The organism is Exiguobacterium sp. SH4S7, from assembly GCF_004336795.1.
Taxonomy (GTDB): domain Bacteria; phylum Bacillota; class Bacilli; order Exiguobacteriales; family Exiguobacteriaceae; genus Exiguobacterium; species Exiguobacterium aurantiacum_A.
Genome location: NZ_SJUT01000002.1, coordinates 103,619 through 119,249, shown reverse-complemented (window position 1 = coordinate 119,249; position 15,631 = coordinate 103,619). Strand labels below are relative to the sequence as shown.

The following is a 15,631-nucleotide window of genomic DNA, read 5'->3' as shown; positions in this document are numbered from 1 at the left end:
GGAACGATTATGACGCATGAAATGGTCATCTATTTGGCGACAGAGAGTGTATGGACATTATTAAAAATTTCGATGCCACTTCTTTTGATCGCCCTCGTCGTCGGACTCGTCATCTCGATTTTACAGGCGACGACTCAAATTCAAGAACAGACGCTATCGTTCGTTCCAAAGCTAGTCGCGGTCTTTATCGGGCTCGTCGTTTTCGCGCCGTGGATGCTGCAACAGATGGAAGGATTTACGCGGATGATCTTTGAACTGATGGTCGAGGTCGCCTCGAAATGAATGCGGTCGATTTCATTAGCTTATATGGATTGACGTTTGCTCGTCTATCCGGATTTTTCGTAAGTGTGCCTTTATTTTCTTCAAGGCAGCTCCCGGTCATGCACCGTGTCGCGTTTAGTGCTTTTTTAGCTTATTATGCGATGTTCACGGTAACAGAGCCGCTTGAACTTGGGCAAGCCTTCATCGTTCAAGTGCTGTACGAAGTGCTGATTGGACTTCTGCTCGGCATTTTGATCAATATCTTATTTTTTGCCCCGCAGATTGCCGGGGGAATCATCGATTTGCAGCTCGGTCTGGCGATGGCGTCAGCGTATGACCCGATGTTTGGCGGACAGTCGCCGTTGATCGGACGATTTTATTACATCTTTACGCTGTTCATCATGCTATCAAGTAATTTGCACTTACTGTTAATCGACGGTATCTATTACAGCTTTCAAATTTATCCGCCTGGTCAGCCGATGATCAACTTTAGCGAAGCATCGCTCATGATGGCCGTGAAGGTCGTCACGATGACGATGATGGTCGCATTGCAACTCGCGTTCCCGCTCATGGCATCGCTGCTTCTCGTCGACTTGGCGCTTGGCTTCTTAGCAAAATCGGCCCCGCAGTTCAACATTTTTGCCATCGGGTTCTCGTTCAAATTGATCGCCGGGTTTTCCGTGATGGTCATGATGATGGGATTGACGCTGAATGGGATCAGCCAATTCATCCCGGTGTTGCAAGAGATATTACGTGATTTTATGACGTTGTTAGGAGACGCTCAATGAAGCCTCTATATTCTTTATCGGTCGATCTTCAGTTTTTTGCAGGAGAAAAAACGGAAAAAGCAACACCTCGAAAACGAGAAGACTCGCGTAAAAAAGGCCAAGTTGCGAAATCAGCCGATCTGACCGGAGCGTTCGCCTTGTTCGCGATGTTCCTCATGTTATCTTTTCTCGGACCTTTTGTCGGTCAGCAGTTGTTTGGCCTGACGAAAGAGCTACTCGGTCCAACATATTTGCTGTACGACTTATCAGAAGGCATGTCCGGGATGATGATTGATTTGGTCATTCGCGCCGGGATCATTTTAGCACCGTTCTTGATCGTTGCGGTCGTGTTCGGTATTTTAATCAACTATTTCCAAATCGGTTCACTGTTCTCAACAGAGGCGATTCAACCAAAGTTAGAGCGGATTGACCCGCTCAAAGGGGTCAAGCGCATCATCAGCATGAAAGCAGTCGTCGAATTTTTAAAGTCCTTATTCAAATTATTGATTATCCTGACGACTGCGGTCGCTATACTTTGGCAAAACCAAAAAGAATTGTCACGCATGGCCGTCGAACATGTTCGTGAATCGGTCGTCGCACTCGCTGCGATCACGATCGAACTCGGGCTGTGGGTCAGTGTCGCGTTGCTCGCGCTCGCACTGCTCGACTTCTTTTATCAACGGTTCGATTTTGAAAAGTCGATCCGTATGTCGAAACAAGACATTAAAGACGAGTATAAGAACAGTGAAGGCGACCCGCTCATCAAGTCGAAAATCAAACAACAACAACGGGAGATGGCGATGCGGCGTATGATGCAAGAGATTCCGAACGCGGACGTCGTCATCACCAACCCGACCCATTTCGCTGTCGTCATCCGTTATGACGATACGAAAGACTTTGCGCCGCTCGTCGTCGCCAAAGGGGTCGACCAAGTCGCTTTCAATATTCGTGACGTCGCAAAAGAGCACGATATCCCGATCGTGGAAAATAAACCACTGGCCCGTGCGCTCTATGCGCAGCTAGACATCGGAGAAGTCGTCGACGAGTCGTTTTATCAGGCGATCGCCGAAGTGCTGGCGTTCGTCTATCAACTGAAACAACCGTCTTGAGGAGGAGTATGCGTTGGCTGTAAAAGCTAAAGATTTCGCAGTATTGATTGGCGTTCTTATGATCGTCGTCATGCTGGTCATCCCGTTACCGGGGTTCTTACTAGATTTTCTTATCATTATAAATATATTGATCGCCCTCATGATTTTACTCGTGGCGATGAACGCCCGGGAAGCGCTTGATTTCTCTGTCTTCCCATCTCTCTTGCTGATCGTCACGCTGTTCCGTCTCGGGCTGAACGTGTCGACGACCCGTTCGATCCTCTCGACCGGATATGGTGGGGAAGTCATTGAAACGTTCGGGAACTTCGTCATCGGCGGAAACGTTCTCGTCGGATTTGTCGTATTCCTCATTCTTGTCATCATCCAATTCGTCGTCATCACGAAAGGTGCCGAACGGGTATCGGAAGTCTCGGCTCGATTCACACTCGACGCGATGCCAGGGAAACAAATGGCAATCGATGCCGATTTGAACTCTGGGTTGATCGATGACAAAGACGCCCAAATCCGCCGTAAAAAGATTCAAAGCGAGGCTGATTTTTATGGTTCGATGGACGGGGCCTCGAAATTCGTAAAAGGTGACGCCATTGCCGGAATCATTATCGTCGTCATCAACTTGATTTTCGGTATCATCATCGGCGTTGTCCAAATGGGATTACCTGTCGGTGAGTCGTTTACGACGTTCTCGCTTATGACAATCGGGGATGGGCTCGTCAGTCAGATTCCGGCCCTCCTCATTTCGACGGCGACCGGGATCATCGTCACCCGTGCCGTCTCGGACGGCAATCTCGGGGAAGACGTGGTCGACCAGCTCGGTCAAAATCCGACGTTGCTCTATATCGCGGGCACGGTCATCTTCTTGCTCGGTTTCGTGTCACCAAGTTTACTTCCAGTGACGACGCTGATCGCGGGTGCGACATTCTTCGGGGCATACTCGATGCGCCGCAGCCTGAAGCAAGCGATTGCTGAACCGTTACCGGATGAGGAACCAGCGGCACCGACCGAGACCGTCGTCTCGCTCCTGCAAATCGATGCGATCGAGTTCGAGTTCGGCTACGGGCTGATCCCACTCGCGGATGAATCGCAAGGCGGCGACCTGCTCGACCGTGTCGTCATGATCCGCCGTCAACTCGCACTCGAACTCGGATTCATCTTACCGACGGTTCGAATCCGTGACCACCTGCAACTGTCACCGAACGCTTACCGGATCAAAGTGAAAGGCAATGTCGTCGCAGAAGGTGAGTTATTACTCGATCACTACTTGGCGATGAGCCCTGGAATTGAAGACCCTGAAGTGTACGGGATTGAAACGACGGAACCGGCTTTCGGATTGCCCGCTCTCTGGATCGATGAAGAGACGCGGACGCGGGCCGAGATGAGCGGTTACACCGTCGTCGACCCACCTTCAGTCGTCGCCACGCATTTAACGGAGACGCTCAAAAAACATGCGTCCGACCTACTCGGACGGGAAGAGACGAAACAACTCGTCGAGCATTTGAAAGAGACACATCCGGTGCTCGTCGAAGATGTGACCCCATCCGTGCTCTCGATCGGAGATATCCAAAAAGTACTTCGTCATCTATTGAAAGAGCACGTCTCGATTCGCAACTTGCCGCTCTTGTTTGAGACGATGGCCGATTATGGAAAAGTGACGAAAGACGCTGATATATTAGGCGAATACTGTCGTCAAGGACTCGCCCGACAGTTGACTGACCAAGTCAGCCCGCCGGACGGTCCACTCTACGTCGTCACACTCGGTGGGCAGACCGAGCAACTTATTCAAGACGCTGTCCAAAAAACCGAGTTTGGCAACTATTTGGCGCTCGATCCGGAGCAAGCGCGCGAAATCATCGAGCGCTCTGGCGAACAACTGTCGATGTTTGAACGCTACGGGGCTTCGGCCGTCATTCTTTGCTCGCCGACGATTCGGATATTCGTGAGACAGCTGCTCGAACGGTACTATCCTGACGTTCCGGTCCTTGCGTATAACGAATTGCTCAGCTCGCTCGAAGTGAAAAGTATTGGGGTGATTTAATATGCAAATTAAAAAATATACAGGCAAGACGATGTCCGAAGTGATGGCGAAAGTGAAACAAGAGCTCGGCGATGAGGCTGTCATCTTAAATTCTCGCCAAGTCAAGAAAGGATGGTTCGGGTTGTTCGCTTCACAAGAAGTTGAAGTGATTGCCGCACTCGAGAAAGCGCCGCTAACGGTCAAGCCTCGAACCGAGCCGAAACTGCAGCCGAAACAAGCAAAGGCGAAGCCGATTCCTGCACCTACACCCACTCCACAACCGGTGACGCCTGTTCCTGAAAAGAGACGTTTGCCAGCGGGTCTGACCCATATCGAGTCGCTCTTAGCGTCTGAGTCGTTCACGAATGAATCGTGGGAAGAGCGAATCAACGAACTGTACTATACGACTAAATCGCTAGAGGTCGTCGAGCAATACGTCTATGACCAGATCCGCAGTTCCTTTTTACCGGTCCCGGATGCGTTGCGCTACGTCATGCTCGTCGGTCCGACCGGTGTCGGCAAGACGACGACGCTCGCGAAGCTTGCCGCCCACTATAAGCTCGACCAAGGGATGTCTGTCGGTTTGATTACGACCGACACGTACCGGATCGCAGCGATCGAACAGCTGAAGACGTACGCCGAGATTTTAAATATCCCCGTCGAGGTCGCCTATGACTTTGACGACTTTAAACGGGCAAAACAACTGTTTGCAAGAAAAGATATCGTCTTGATCGATACGGCCGGACGCAATTTCCGCGATGAGGCGTACGTCGAACAGTTTCATAACCATCACGACTTCTCGGAGACGAGCTTGTCACTCGTGCTCAGTCTGACGTCGAAAATGAAAGACATGGATTTGATTTACCGACAGTTTGAAAAGTTGCCGCTCCGGTCGCTCATCTTCACGAAAGCGGATGAGACGAGTGATATCCACGCGATGTATCGGATGGTGCGCGAGAGCGGACTCCCCGTCGCTTGGCTGACAGACGGCCAGGAAGTGCCGGACGATATGGTCGCCGGCGACCCAGACATCTTGACGCAAAAGATGCTTGAGAAGGAAGGGTGGACACGATGGACCAAGCAAGGCGTTTAAGAGCGAAGACGGATGTCGCACCAACGACAATCGCGTTCGCGAGCGGAAAAGGCGGCGTCGGCAAGACGAACGTCTGCGTGAACACCGCAATCGGGCTCGTCGAACTCGGAAAGCGTGTCTTGATCGTCGATCTCGACATCGGGATGGCGAACGTGCACATTCTTTTGAATGCGGCGCAGTCTAAAACGATGGTCGATTCTGTGAAAACTCGGACTCCGCTTGCGTCTTCGGTTCAGAAAGACGTGCACGGTGTCGATATATTACATGGAGGAAGTGGACTTGACACATTAGTTCAATTCTCAGAAGCAGACATGCAATTTTTAATGCGTGAACTTGAAGTGCTGACGACTTATGATTACGTACTGTTTGACATGGGAGCAGGAGCAACGGACACATCGTTACGATTCATTGAAGGATGTGACGAGATGTTTCTCATCCTGACCCCAGAACCGACATCGCTGATGGATGGTTACGCGTATACGAAACTCGTGCATCGTCAAAGTCCGGATTTACCGATCGGGGTCATTGTCAATCGGGCGCAGTCGGGGGAAGAAGCACTCCAGTGTTACGAACGGATGGAAGTCGCATGCCGACAGTTTTTGAATAAACCGATTCGGTTCCTTGGTTTTTTACCAGATGACGCTTCTGTAAGGAAAGCGGTCATCGCCCAAGTCCCGTTTTACCAATTTGACCGAAAGAGTGATATTAGCTGGCGGCTCGAGCGTATTTTGACAACGCTTACCGGAACACCACCGAAGCCACGGCACTTCATGGATCGGTTGATTGGGAATTTGCGGCAACAGTGGAAGCGAGTCTAACGACAGGGAGGCAATATAGATGGACGTGAACGAATACTTAGGGTTGTTTTTGGATGAGTCACAAGAGCATATCCAATCGGTCAACACACAGTTGATGAAATTTGAGCAGACGGCTAGCGCTGAAGCGGTTCAAGAGATTTTCCGTTCGGCCCATACGCTCAAAGGGATGTCGGCGACGATGGGTTACGAAAGCGTGGCCAATTTGACACACGAGATGGAGAGTGCCCTTGACCTTGTCCGGTCAGGCAAAAAAGAGAGCAACCAATTGTTGCTTGATACGATGTTTATCGCGATGGAACAGATTGAAGCGATGATTGCCGACATCGAGACGGGTGGAACTGGTACGAACGTCGACGTCAAAGCGACGGTTTCGGCATTCCAGTCGTTTATCGGAGGTAAGGAACAAACAATCGCTGCGGCGGAAGAGTCGTCGGTGTTTACTGTCGACTTGTATGCGGATTCGGTCATCGAACAAGCGAAACAGACCGGTTTTGAGGCGTTCCAACTTCATGTTAAGTTATCGGATGCCGTCGTCTTAAAAGCAGCCCGGGCTTACATGGTGTTTGATCGGCTCCAAGAGCTCGGTGAAGTCGTCCGGACCCACCCTGAGACGGAAGCGATTGAGCAAGAACAGTTCGACTTGTCGTTTGACGTCTTGTTCTTGTCACAAGAGACGGCTGCAGTCATCGAACACGCCGTCTCGCAAGTGTCGGAAGTTGAAACAGTCCACGTCTCGGTATTTACGAGCGTGAGCGAGAGCGAGCCGGAAATTGCTGTGAGTGCAGAAGCGGTAGCAGTGCAAGAAATAAAACCGAAAGCGCAAGAAGCAGAAGAACCGAAAGAACAAGCTGTCGCTCAAGCGAAGACGATTCGTGTCAATTTAGAACGGATCGATCGTCTCATGAACTTGTTTGAAGAATTCATCATCGACCGCGGCCGACTCGAACGCCTTGCCGACGAGGTCGGACAGCCTGAACTAAACGAGACGGTCGAGAAAATCAAACGTGGCACGAACGAACTGCAATCACTCGTGTTGACGTTACGGATGATGCCAATCGAGCAAGTGTTCAACCGGTTCCCACGGATGGTCCGCTCGGTCGCGAAAGACATTCATAAAAAAGTTCAACTCGATATCTCAGGAGCTGACACGGAACTCGACCGGACCGTAATCGATGAGATCGGTGATCCGCTCGTTCACTTGATTCGCAACGCGATCGATCATGGCATCGAGCTTCCTGACAAACGCGTCCAAGCCGGCAAACCGGAACAAGGGCGACTCGCCCTCCGTGCTTACCATGGCGGTAACCGTGTCTTCATCGAGATCGAAGATGATGGAGCGGGAATCAATGTCGATAAAGTTCGGTCGAAAGCGCTCGAACGTGGTGTCATCACGACCGAAGAAGCGGCGTCGATGACAGACAACGAGCTCGCGATGCTCATCTTTGCACCGGGCTTCTCAACGGCAGACGTTGTCACAGACTTATCAGGTCGTGGCGTCGGACTCGACGTCGTCAAAAATAAAATCGAATCGCTCGGTGGTGTCGTCACGCTCGAGACCGTGGTCGGACAAGGAACCAAGTTCCAAGTCAGTCTACCGCTCACGTTATCAATCATCTCAGCGATGCTCGTCCAAGCGGGTGATGAGACGTATGCCATCCCGTTGTCATCGATTCTCGAGACGACATTGCTCGATGAAGCCAACATCCTGACGGCCCATCGCGAACGTGTCTTCGATTTCCGCGGACAACTCGTCCCGCTCGTTTATTTAAAAGAAATTTTCGGGATCGATTCGGAAACAAAATCACAGTTCCCGGTCGTCGTCGTGCGTAAAGGTAATAAACTCGTCGGAGTCGTCGTGAACGACTTGATTGGTCAACAAGAGATTGTCATGAAGCCACTCGGGACGTATCTCGAAGGCATTCCGGCTATTTCGGGGGCAACGATTCTCGGAGATGGACGGGTCGCTCTCATCGTAGACAGCAACGATCTCTTTTAAGGAGGAAGAAAGATGGAACAAAAATGGGTAGTGTTTTCACTCGCATCGAACACGTACGGAATCGATGTCCAATCAGTCCGTTCGATTGAACGGTTACAACCTGTCACCCGGGTGCCGAACGCACCAACACACGTGAAGGGTGTCATCAACCTCCGTGGTGTGGTCACACCGGTCATCGACCTCAGGCTTCGCCTCGGTTATGAAGAAATCGCACCGACAGACGAGACACGGATTTTGATCGCTTCTTTGAATCAAGGCGATGCTGGTTTTATCGTCGATCGTGCCAACGAAGTCGTCGAGAGCGATGAAGTCCGGATCGAACCGATTCCGGATTCGAGCCACGAGATGCACTCGGCACACTTGACGGCGATCGCTAAAGGTGAGGACAAGCTGTTCTCGCTTCTCGATGCGAACGCGTTGTTCGAGGACCAACATGCTGAGTGAATTTGAACAAGATTTGTTAAAAGAACTTGGGAACATCGGTTCTGGACATGCGGCGACCGCGCTCTCGACACTGCTCGCCAAGCCGGTCAACATCACGGTATCGTCTGCTGAAATGGAACCGATCACATATTTACCGGACCGCGTCGGTGGTCCCGAGCGCCATGTGGCCTCTGTCCTGTTAGAGCTTGGGGGCGAGATCAGTGGCATGATCCTGATCATGTTCCCGGTGGATGATGCGGAGAGTATGGTGGCTTCGCTGATCGGCTCACCGTTCACGTTCCAATCGAACAACGAGCTCGGTAAATCGGCGTGGGAAGAGATCGGTAACATTATGAGCGGGGCTTACGCGCGAGCGTTAGGCGACTGGCTCAATACGCCGATTATGATTCAAGTGCCGGCGACCGCGATTGATATGGCCGGATCGATCGTCGAGTTTGTCGTCACGTCCGTTCAACCGGAAGAAGATGCCGCGCTCTATATCGACACGACGTTCATGATTGACGAGAAGGTGAGTGCCGGGCATGTGCTCTTCTTACCGACGCACGGCTCGCTAGATCGGATTCAACGAAGGTTGCTTGGCCATGGCTGAAGTTCTTAAAATCGGGATTGCCGAGTGGAAGCAAACGACAGCACCGAACCGGCTCCGCACGGCGGGACTCGGCTCATGCGTCGGTGTCATCTTGTATGATGCCCGGATGCAAGTGGCGGCTATGGCACACGTCATGCTTCCAGATTCGGCGATCGCAAGGAAACACCAGACGATCGAAGTCGGGAAATATGCGGATACGGCCATCGATGCTCTCGTCGAGTCACTCAAACGGGCCGGGGCAGGACGCCTGCAAGCCAAGATGGCCGGTGGGGCCCAAATGTTTCAATTCAAATATGAGAACGCGGCGATGCGAATCGGGGAACGAAATGCCGAAGCAATCCGCATCGCTTTAAAAGCACATCACATCCCGCTAATCGCCGAGGATTGTGGTGGGCATAACGGACGAACGATTGAATTTGACGTGGCAACATGCGTCTTATCGATTCGGACAGTGAGTATCGGAACAAAAGAACTATAAGGGGGGATCGACATGACGACTCAGCTTACCCAGTTGTGGGATCGTTGGAATACTGACCGCGATATGGATACGGCAAATGAATTATTATCACATTATGAATTTCTGATCCATTATCACGTGCAACGAATGATCGTGACGCTCCCAAAGAGCGTCGAACGCGACGAATTGAAAAGTTTGGGTTACATGGGATTGTACGATGCCCTCATGAAATATGATCCGGAACATAATAATAAATTCGATACGTATGCAGCTTTTCGGATTCGGGGTGCCATTATCGACGGACTTCGAAAAATCGATTGGCTGCCGCGCTCGGTACGAGAGCGCGTGAAGAAGATTGACCATGTCGCCGAACAACTCGAGCAAAAGCTGCACCGTGCCCCGACGAAAGAAGAATTGGCCGACGCGTGCGCGCTTCCGATCGCTGATATCGAAAAGGCGATGGCGGAAGGGTATTTCGCGAACATGTTGTCGATTGACGAGGCGGTGACGCTCCAAGAAGAAGGAAAAGTCATGTCGGTCACGTACTTTGACCCCGATTCGGAAAAACCGGAAGACACGTTGTTGCAACGCGAGTTAGTCGACGTGCTGACGACCGAGATTGATCATCTGTCTGAAAAAGAACGTCTTGTCGTCTCGTTATTTTATTTTGACGAGTTGACATTGACGGAGATTGGGGAAGTGTTAGAATTATCGACTTCCCGCATCTCACAGATTCATTCGAAGGCGTTAAAGACACTCAAACAGGCGCTAGGCCGCTCGTATCTAGAAGAGAAGACATCGTGAGGAGGTGAAGGGATGACTTTTGTGTTGATGATCGCGGGGATCGTGATTGCCTATGGTCTATTGATCGGGTTCCGGCAGATCCAAACATTGAACGAACGCGTCAATCGGCTCGAAAGCGAGAAACGCGAGACAGAGGCGTTGCTCTTGTCATTCATGGAATCGATGAGCGATGTTGTGAAAAACGACGCGCCTGAATCGTCAAAACCGACCTCGGTCGAAATCGCCGAGACAGAAACTGAAACGTCTGAAGACGGCGCGATTAACCCGAGCGTCGAAGAGGTGTTGCTCCGTCATTCAGTCCGCGACACGGCACGTCTCCTCGGAAAAGGGGAAGGCGAAGTGGCGCTTTATGCGAAACTTCGACAAAAGTGAGAGTTGCCGGATTCGGCGACATGTGCTATAGTAATTTTCGGTGTTAAACACATCACACACGTCTCGGGATGGTATTCCTCGGTGCCGAAAGGTCGGAGTACAACGATGAACGAGGCGGAGGACTTTTTTAAACCACAAGGAGGAAATTTATCATGGCAGTAATCTCAATGAAGCAATTGCTCGAAGCTGGTGTACACTTCGGTCACCAGACACGTCGTTGGAACCCAAAAATGGCGAAATACATCTTCACGGAGCGTAACGGAATCTACATCATCGACCTTCAAAAGACGGTTAAAAAAGTAGACGAAGCTTACAACTTCGTTCGTGAACTCGCGGCAGAAGGCGGAAACGTCCTCTTCGTAGGTACGAAAAAACAAGCTCAAGATACAATCAAAGAAGAAGCACTCCGTTCAGGTATGTACTTCATCAATGAGCGTTGGTTGGGTGGAACACTCACAAACTTCTCAACAATCAAAAAGCGTATTAACCGCTTGAAGCAACTTGAGAAAATGGAAGCTGACGGCACGTTCGAAGTACTTCCTAAAAAAGAAGTCATCATCTTGAAAAAAGAAATGACACGTCTTGAGAAGTTCCTCGGCGGAATCAAAGATATGCCAGGCGTTCCTGACGCTCTCTTCATCGTTGACCCACGCAAAGAGCGGATCGCGATTGCAGAAGCTCACAAATTGAACATCCCAATCGTTGCGATTGTCGATACAAACTGTGACCCAGATGAAATCGACTACGTTATCCCAGCGAACGACGATGCAATTCGTGCGGTTAAATTGCTCACTTCTAAGATGGCTGATGCGATCATCGAAGCGAAGCAAGGCGAAGAAGAAGTTGCTGAAGAAGCTGTAGCTCCAGAAGCTGAAGCTACAGAAGCTGAGTAATCAGTTAGACAACAGGTGATAAAGGGAAAGCCTTTTATCACCTTTTTTTAGGAAATAGTCTATTCGAAGCCTAGTGCTTTTATTTTAAAAAAATGTAAGTTTTACAAGGAGGAATTTCCGATGGCAGTTACAGCAGCAATGGTAAAAGAACTTCGTGAAAAAACAGGAGCAGGTATGCTCGATTGCAAAAAAGCACTCGTGGAAACAGACGGTGACATGCAAGCGGCAATCGACTTCCTTCGTGAAAAAGGGATTGCTAAAGCAGCAGCTAAAGGCGATCGTATCGCAGCTGAAGGCTTGACAGCAGTAGCGGTTGAAGGCAACAAAGCTGCTCTCGTCGAAGTCAACTCAGAGACGGACTTCGTTTCTAAAAACGAGAAGTTCCAAACACTCGTAAGCGATGTGGCGAAAGCGGTTCTCGCTTCAGGTGCGACAACAGTTGAAGCAGCACTTTCTGCTGAATTCGTGGCTGGTAAAACGCTTGAGATTCACATTCAAGAAGAAGCATCGACAATCGGAGAGAAAATCTCGCTCCGTCGCATCGCTGTTCTTGAAAAAGCGGACGACGCTGTATTCGGCACTTACCTTCACATGGGCGGACGCATCGGTTCGGTCGTCGTCATCGACGGCACGACAGATGAGTCAGTAGCGAAAGATGTAGCTATGCACGTAGCAGCAGCTAACCCACTTTACGCGACACGTGACGAAGTCTCGGCTGAAGAAGCAGAGCGCGAGAAGAAAGTCTTGACTGAACAAGCAATCAACGAAGGCAAACCTGCTAACATCGTCGAGAAGATGATCGCGGGACGCATGAACAAGTACTTCGAAGAAATCTGCCTCGTCGACCAAACGTTCGTCAAAGACGCTGACTTCAAAGTTGGAAAATACGTAGAGTCTAAAGGCGGCCGTATCAACTCGTTCGTACGTTTCGAAGTTGGAGAAGGTATGGAAAAACGCGAAGAAAACTTTGCTGAAGAAGTAATGAACCAACTTAAAAAATAATCTGCGTCATGTATGATGATGCAATTAAAATTGGGAACACGTCTGTATAACCTTGAGTTAGTTCGTTAAGGGAGCGTGTTCCCTTTTTTCAAGCATGAGGAGGCAAAGTATGGAACCGAAATATAAGAGAATTGTGTTAAAATTGAGTGGAGAAGCGCTCGCAGGAGATCAAGGATACGGAATCGATCCGGCAATCGTCAACTCGATTTCTGGACAGATTAAAGAGTTAGTCGCCATGGGCGTCGAAGTAGCGGTCGTCGTAGGTGCCGGAAACATCTGGCGCGGAAAGACGGGAAGCGAACTCGGTATGGACCGGGCCAATGCCGATTATATGGGCATGCTCGCAACTGTACTTAACTCGCTTGCACTTCAAGACAGCCTCGAAACACACGGTGTCCAAACCCGCGTCCAAACATCAATCGAAATGCGTCAAGTTGCTGAACCGTATATCCGCCGCCGGGCGATGCGCCACCTTGAAAAAGGCCGGGTCGTCATCTTTGCAGCAGGGACGGGTAACCCATACTTCTCGACAGATACGACAGCAGCGCTCCGGGCAGCCGAGATTGAAGCTGACGTCATCTTAATGGGGAAAAACAACGTCGATGGCGTCTACTCGGCAGACCCGAAACTTGTCCCGGATGCGGTCAAATACGAGTCACTCACATACTTGGACGTCTTAAAAGACGGTCTCCAAGTCATGGACTCGACAGCGACGTCACTATGCATGGACAACCATATTCCGCTGATTGTATTCTCATTGCTTGAAGAAGGAAATATCAAACGTGTCGTTCTCGGGGAACATATCGGGACGGTAGTGGGAGGAATCAATTCATGAGTGCAAACGAAGTTATGAAAACGGCTGAAGAAAAGATGGTTAAAGCCCATACATCATTAAAACGTGATTTTGGGACGCTCCGCACCGGACGCGCCAGTGCATCGATTTTGGACCCGGTCCAAGTCGACTACTACGGTGTGCCAACGCCGCTCAACCAAGTAGCGAACATCAACACGCCGGAAGCTCGTCTTTTGTTGATCCAACCTTGGGACAAGTCGCTCGTAACGGAAGTCGAGAAAGCGATTCAAAGAGCGGATCTCGGTCTGTCGCCATCTTCGGACGGGACAGTCATCCGTTTAGCAATCCCTGCCTTGACGGAAGAGCGCCGGAAAGAACTCGTTAAAATCACGAAGAAGTATGCGGAAGAAGCGAAAGTTGCGGTTCGTAACGTTCGTCGTGACGCGAACGAGAACTTGAAGAAGCTTGAAAAAGATGGTGATTTGACAGAAGACGACCTCCGCGGTTACGCGGACGACGTTCAAACGTTAACGGATTCTTACATCAAAAAGATTGATGAGTCTGCAGCGGTCAAAGAAAAAGAGATCATGGAAGTATAATCACGGAAGTGGTATACCAAAAAGCTGTGTGGGGACCCTTTTACTGAAAGGGTCCCTCTTTCATACAATCAGGAGGATAGACTATGTTTAAATGGGTGAATCCTAAAACGAAGACTGAGGCGGAATTGAGCATCCCCGAACATGTCGCCATCATCATGGACGGAAACGGCCGTTGGGCGAAGAAACGCGGGCTCCCGCGCATCATGGGTCACCGGGAAGGGATGAAATCGGTCCGTGAATCAGTCCGGACGGCTCAAGAGCTCGGCATCAAGTCGCTGACGCTTTACGCGTTCTCGACTGAAAACTGGACGCGTCCAGAAGAAGAAGTCAATTTTTTGATGAAGTTGCCGAAGCAATTTTTAGAGACCGACTTAAAAGAACTCGACGAACAAAACGTCAGAGTGCTCGTTGCCGGTGACGTGTCGAAACTACCGCGTGGAACACGCGAGGCGGTCGAGGAAGCGCGCACGCGTACCGCGACGAACACAGGGTTAGACCTCGTCTTCGCGTTGAACTATGGCGGCCGTGACGAACTCATCCAAGCGATGCGTGACATTGCGCGCGACGTATCGGCCGGACACATCAATCCGGATGAAATCGACGAGTCGATGATCGGAGAGCGGCTCATGACGAATATGCAAGATGTCGATTTGATCATTCGGACGAGCGGTGAACAACGGTTATCGAACTTCCTGCTCTGGCAAGGGGCGTATGCCGAACTCCACTTCACAGACGTATTGTGGCCCGAGTTCAAACGTGAGCACTTCGTCGAAGCAATCGAAGCGTACAATACACGTACGCGTCGGTTTGGTGGAGTGTAATATGAAAACACGAATTATTACCGGACTTTGGGCCGGCGCCATCTTTGTCAGCTTGATCGCCCTTGGCGGCAGCCCGTTCGTCATCTTGATGGGCGTGCTCGCTTTGATCGGTTTGAGCGAGTTTACGATGATGCGTGAACATAAGCTGACAGCGTTCCCGTTCCTCGTGACATCGTTGCTCGTAGCGTTCCCGTTCGTCATGATGCTCTTAGAACGGCAGTTGTTGACGAGTGAACTTCCGATTTCGACGAGTCAATGGATGGTGCTCGGGTTAATGCTGCTTCTCTTTTGGACGGTCGTCACAAAAAACCGTTTCACATATGAAGATGCGAGTTTTTATTTCGTCTCGGCTGTTTATCTCGTCATCGGGTTTTCAAGCTTTGCCCTCGTCCGTCTGTCTGAAGACGGGCTGGCGAAAGTATTGCTCGTCTTATTTATCATTTGGGCGACCGACTCGGGTGCGTATTTCACGGGGAAAGCAATCGGCAAGACGAAACTGTGGCCCTCGATCAGCCCGAACAAGACGATCGAAGGAGCTGTCGGCGGTATTGTTTCAGCTGTGGTCGTCGGTGTCGTCTATGTCTTGATTGAACCGGTCCTACCGCTCGTCGAAGTGCTCGTCTTAGCGGTTGTCGTTTCTGTCGTCGGCCAGCTCGGTGATTTGGTACAATCAGCGTACAAACGTCAGTTTGGCGTAAAAGATTCTGGACATCTATTACCGGGACATGGTGGCATTTTAGACCGATTTGATAGTATGATCGCGGTATTCACCGTAATTTGGATTTTCAATTTGTTGTAAAAG

General features: G+C 50.5%; 18 protein-coding genes. All 18 read left to right on the top strand.

Going from position 1 to position 15,631, the window contains the following annotated elements; genetic code table 11:
• Positions 1–9 precede the first annotated feature (9 nt).
• Positions 10–282 (top strand): flagellar biosynthesis protein FliQ, encoded by a 273-nt coding sequence (fliQ, locus tag EVJ29_RS04685; protein WP_070327486.1) that lies wholly within the window; start codon positions 10–12, stop codon positions 280–282.
• A complete protein-coding gene (gene fliR / locus EVJ29_RS04680; protein WP_070327485.1) occupies positions 279–1,049 on the top strand; it encodes a flagellar biosynthetic protein FliR in 771 nt (256 codons plus the stop codon). The genes fliQ and fliR overlap by 4 nt, the downstream gene beginning before the upstream one ends.
• Entirely contained in the window at positions 1,046–2,137 is a 1,092-nt protein-coding gene (gene flhB / locus EVJ29_RS04675; protein WP_131465277.1) for a flagellar biosynthesis protein FlhB, read from the top strand. Before fliR ends, flhB begins: the two co-directional genes overlap by 4 nt.
• Before the next feature lie 13 nt (positions 2,138–2,150).
• Positions 2,151–4,169, top strand: coding sequence for a flagellar biosynthesis protein FlhA (gene flhA, locus EVJ29_RS04670; RefSeq protein WP_255569991.1), 2,019 nt, complete (start codon positions 2,151–2,153; stop codon positions 4,167–4,169).
• Position 4,170: 1 nt separating this feature from the next.
• On the top strand, positions 4,171–5,241 hold the full coding sequence (locus EVJ29_RS04665) for a GTP-binding protein (protein WP_131465275.1): 1,071 nt from the start codon (positions 4,171–4,173) through the stop codon (positions 5,239–5,241).
• Positions 5,220–6,059, top strand: coding sequence for a MinD/ParA family protein (locus EVJ29_RS04660; protein WP_070327481.1), 840 nt, complete (start codon positions 5,220–5,222; stop codon positions 6,057–6,059). The genes EVJ29_RS04665 and EVJ29_RS04660 overlap by 22 nt, the downstream gene beginning before the upstream one ends.
• Positions 6,060–6,078: 19 nt before the next feature.
• Entirely contained in the window at positions 6,079–8,055 is a 1,977-nt protein-coding gene (locus EVJ29_RS04655) for a chemotaxis protein CheA (RefSeq protein WP_131465273.1), read from the top strand.
• Between the two features lie 12 nt (positions 8,056–8,067).
• On the top strand, positions 8,068–8,499 hold the full coding sequence (locus EVJ29_RS04650; RefSeq protein ID WP_016508282.1) for a chemotaxis protein CheW: 432 nt from the start codon (positions 8,068–8,070) through the stop codon (positions 8,497–8,499).
• On the top strand, positions 8,489–9,088 hold the full coding sequence (locus EVJ29_RS04645) for a chemotaxis protein CheC (RefSeq protein WP_131465271.1): 600 nt from the start codon (positions 8,489–8,491) through the stop codon (positions 9,086–9,088). Before EVJ29_RS04650 ends, EVJ29_RS04645 begins: the two co-directional genes overlap by 11 nt.
• Positions 9,081–9,566 (top strand): chemotaxis protein CheD, encoded by a 486-nt coding sequence (locus EVJ29_RS04640; RefSeq protein WP_131440252.1) that lies wholly within the window; start codon positions 9,081–9,083, stop codon positions 9,564–9,566. The genes EVJ29_RS04645 and EVJ29_RS04640 overlap by 8 nt, the downstream gene beginning before the upstream one ends.
• 12 nt (positions 9,567–9,578) lie before the next feature.
• The gene (locus tag EVJ29_RS04635) at positions 9,579–10,349 is read left to right on the top strand and encodes a FliA/WhiG family RNA polymerase sigma factor (RefSeq protein WP_035385905.1); all 771 of its coding nucleotides are present in this window, start codon (positions 9,579–9,581) and stop codon (positions 10,347–10,349) included.
• A 12-nt stretch (positions 10,350–10,361) separates the two neighbouring features.
• On the top strand, positions 10,362–10,721 hold the full coding sequence (locus tag EVJ29_RS04630; protein ID WP_131504762.1) for a hypothetical protein: 360 nt from the start codon (positions 10,362–10,364) through the stop codon (positions 10,719–10,721).
• A gap of 152 nt (positions 10,722–10,873) precedes the next feature.
• Entirely contained in the window at positions 10,874–11,614 is a 741-nt protein-coding gene (gene rpsB, locus EVJ29_RS04625; RefSeq protein ID WP_021067146.1) for a 30S ribosomal protein S2, read from the top strand.
• Between the two features lie 120 nt (positions 11,615–11,734).
• Complete coding sequence (tsf, locus tag EVJ29_RS04620) at positions 11,735–12,616, top strand: translation elongation factor Ts (RefSeq protein WP_070327475.1); 882 nt, start codon at positions 11,735–11,737, stop codon at positions 12,614–12,616.
• Between the two features lie 109 nt (positions 12,617–12,725).
• Complete coding sequence (pyrH, locus tag EVJ29_RS04615) at positions 12,726–13,451, top strand: UMP kinase (protein WP_071399619.1); 726 nt, start codon at positions 12,726–12,728, stop codon at positions 13,449–13,451.
• A complete protein-coding gene (gene frr, locus EVJ29_RS04610; RefSeq protein WP_035385902.1) occupies positions 13,448–14,008 on the top strand; it encodes a ribosome recycling factor in 561 nt (186 codons plus the stop codon). The genes pyrH and frr overlap by 4 nt, the downstream gene beginning before the upstream one ends.
• A gap of 83 nt (positions 14,009–14,091) precedes the next feature.
• A complete protein-coding gene (locus EVJ29_RS04605) occupies positions 14,092–14,829 on the top strand; it encodes an isoprenyl transferase (protein ID WP_070327473.1) in 738 nt (245 codons plus the stop codon).
• Position 14,830: 1 nt separating this feature from the next.
• A complete protein-coding gene (locus EVJ29_RS04600; protein WP_070327472.1) occupies positions 14,831–15,628 on the top strand; it encodes a phosphatidate cytidylyltransferase in 798 nt (265 codons plus the stop codon).
• Positions 15,629–15,631 lie beyond the last annotated feature (3 nt).

Excerpts from the sequence above, each read along its gene's own strand:
- EVJ29_RS04635 (WP_035385905.1), top strand. The coding sequence starts at position 9,579 with ATGACGACTCAGCTTACCCAGTTGTGGGATCGTTGGAATACTGACCGC.
- EVJ29_RS04605 (WP_070327473.1), top strand. The coding sequence starts at position 14,092 with ATGTTTAAATGGGTGAATCCTAAAACGAAGACTGAGGCGGAATTGAGC.
- rpsB (WP_021067146.1), top strand. The coding sequence starts at position 10,874 with ATGGCAGTAATCTCAATGAAGCAATTGCTCGAAGCTGGTGTACACTTC.
- tsf (WP_070327475.1), top strand. The coding sequence starts at position 11,735 with ATGGCAGTTACAGCAGCAATGGTAAAAGAACTTCGTGAAAAAACAGGA.
- EVJ29_RS04630 (WP_131504762.1), top strand. The coding sequence starts at position 10,362 with ATGACTTTTGTGTTGATGATCGCGGGGATCGTGATTGCCTATGGTCTA.
- EVJ29_RS04650 (WP_016508282.1), top strand. The coding sequence starts at position 8,068 with ATGGAACAAAAATGGGTAGTGTTTTCACTCGCATCGAACACGTACGGA.
- EVJ29_RS04640 (WP_131440252.1), top strand. The coding sequence starts at position 9,081 with ATGGCTGAAGTTCTTAAAATCGGGATTGCCGAGTGGAAGCAAACGACA.
- fliR (WP_070327485.1), top strand. The coding sequence starts at position 279 with ATGAATGCGGTCGATTTCATTAGCTTATATGGATTGACGTTTGCTCGT.
- EVJ29_RS04600 (WP_070327472.1), top strand. The coding sequence starts at position 14,831 with ATGAAAACACGAATTATTACCGGACTTTGGGCCGGCGCCATCTTTGTC.
- frr (WP_035385902.1), top strand. The coding sequence starts at position 13,448 with ATGAGTGCAAACGAAGTTATGAAAACGGCTGAAGAAAAGATGGTTAAA.
- EVJ29_RS04660 (WP_070327481.1), top strand. The coding sequence starts at position 5,220 with ATGGACCAAGCAAGGCGTTTAAGAGCGAAGACGGATGTCGCACCAACG.
- pyrH (WP_071399619.1), top strand. The coding sequence starts at position 12,726 with ATGGAACCGAAATATAAGAGAATTGTGTTAAAATTGAGTGGAGAAGCG.
- EVJ29_RS04655 (WP_131465273.1), top strand. The coding sequence starts at position 6,079 with ATGGACGTGAACGAATACTTAGGGTTGTTTTTGGATGAGTCACAAGAG.
- flhB (WP_131465277.1), top strand. The coding sequence starts at position 1,046 with ATGAAGCCTCTATATTCTTTATCGGTCGATCTTCAGTTTTTTGCAGGA.
- EVJ29_RS04645 (WP_131465271.1), top strand. The coding sequence starts at position 8,489 with ATGCTGAGTGAATTTGAACAAGATTTGTTAAAAGAACTTGGGAACATC.
- EVJ29_RS04665 (WP_131465275.1), top strand. The coding sequence starts at position 4,171 with ATGCAAATTAAAAAATATACAGGCAAGACGATGTCCGAAGTGATGGCG.
- fliQ (WP_070327486.1), top strand. The coding sequence starts at position 10 with ATGACGCATGAAATGGTCATCTATTTGGCGACAGAGAGTGTATGGACA.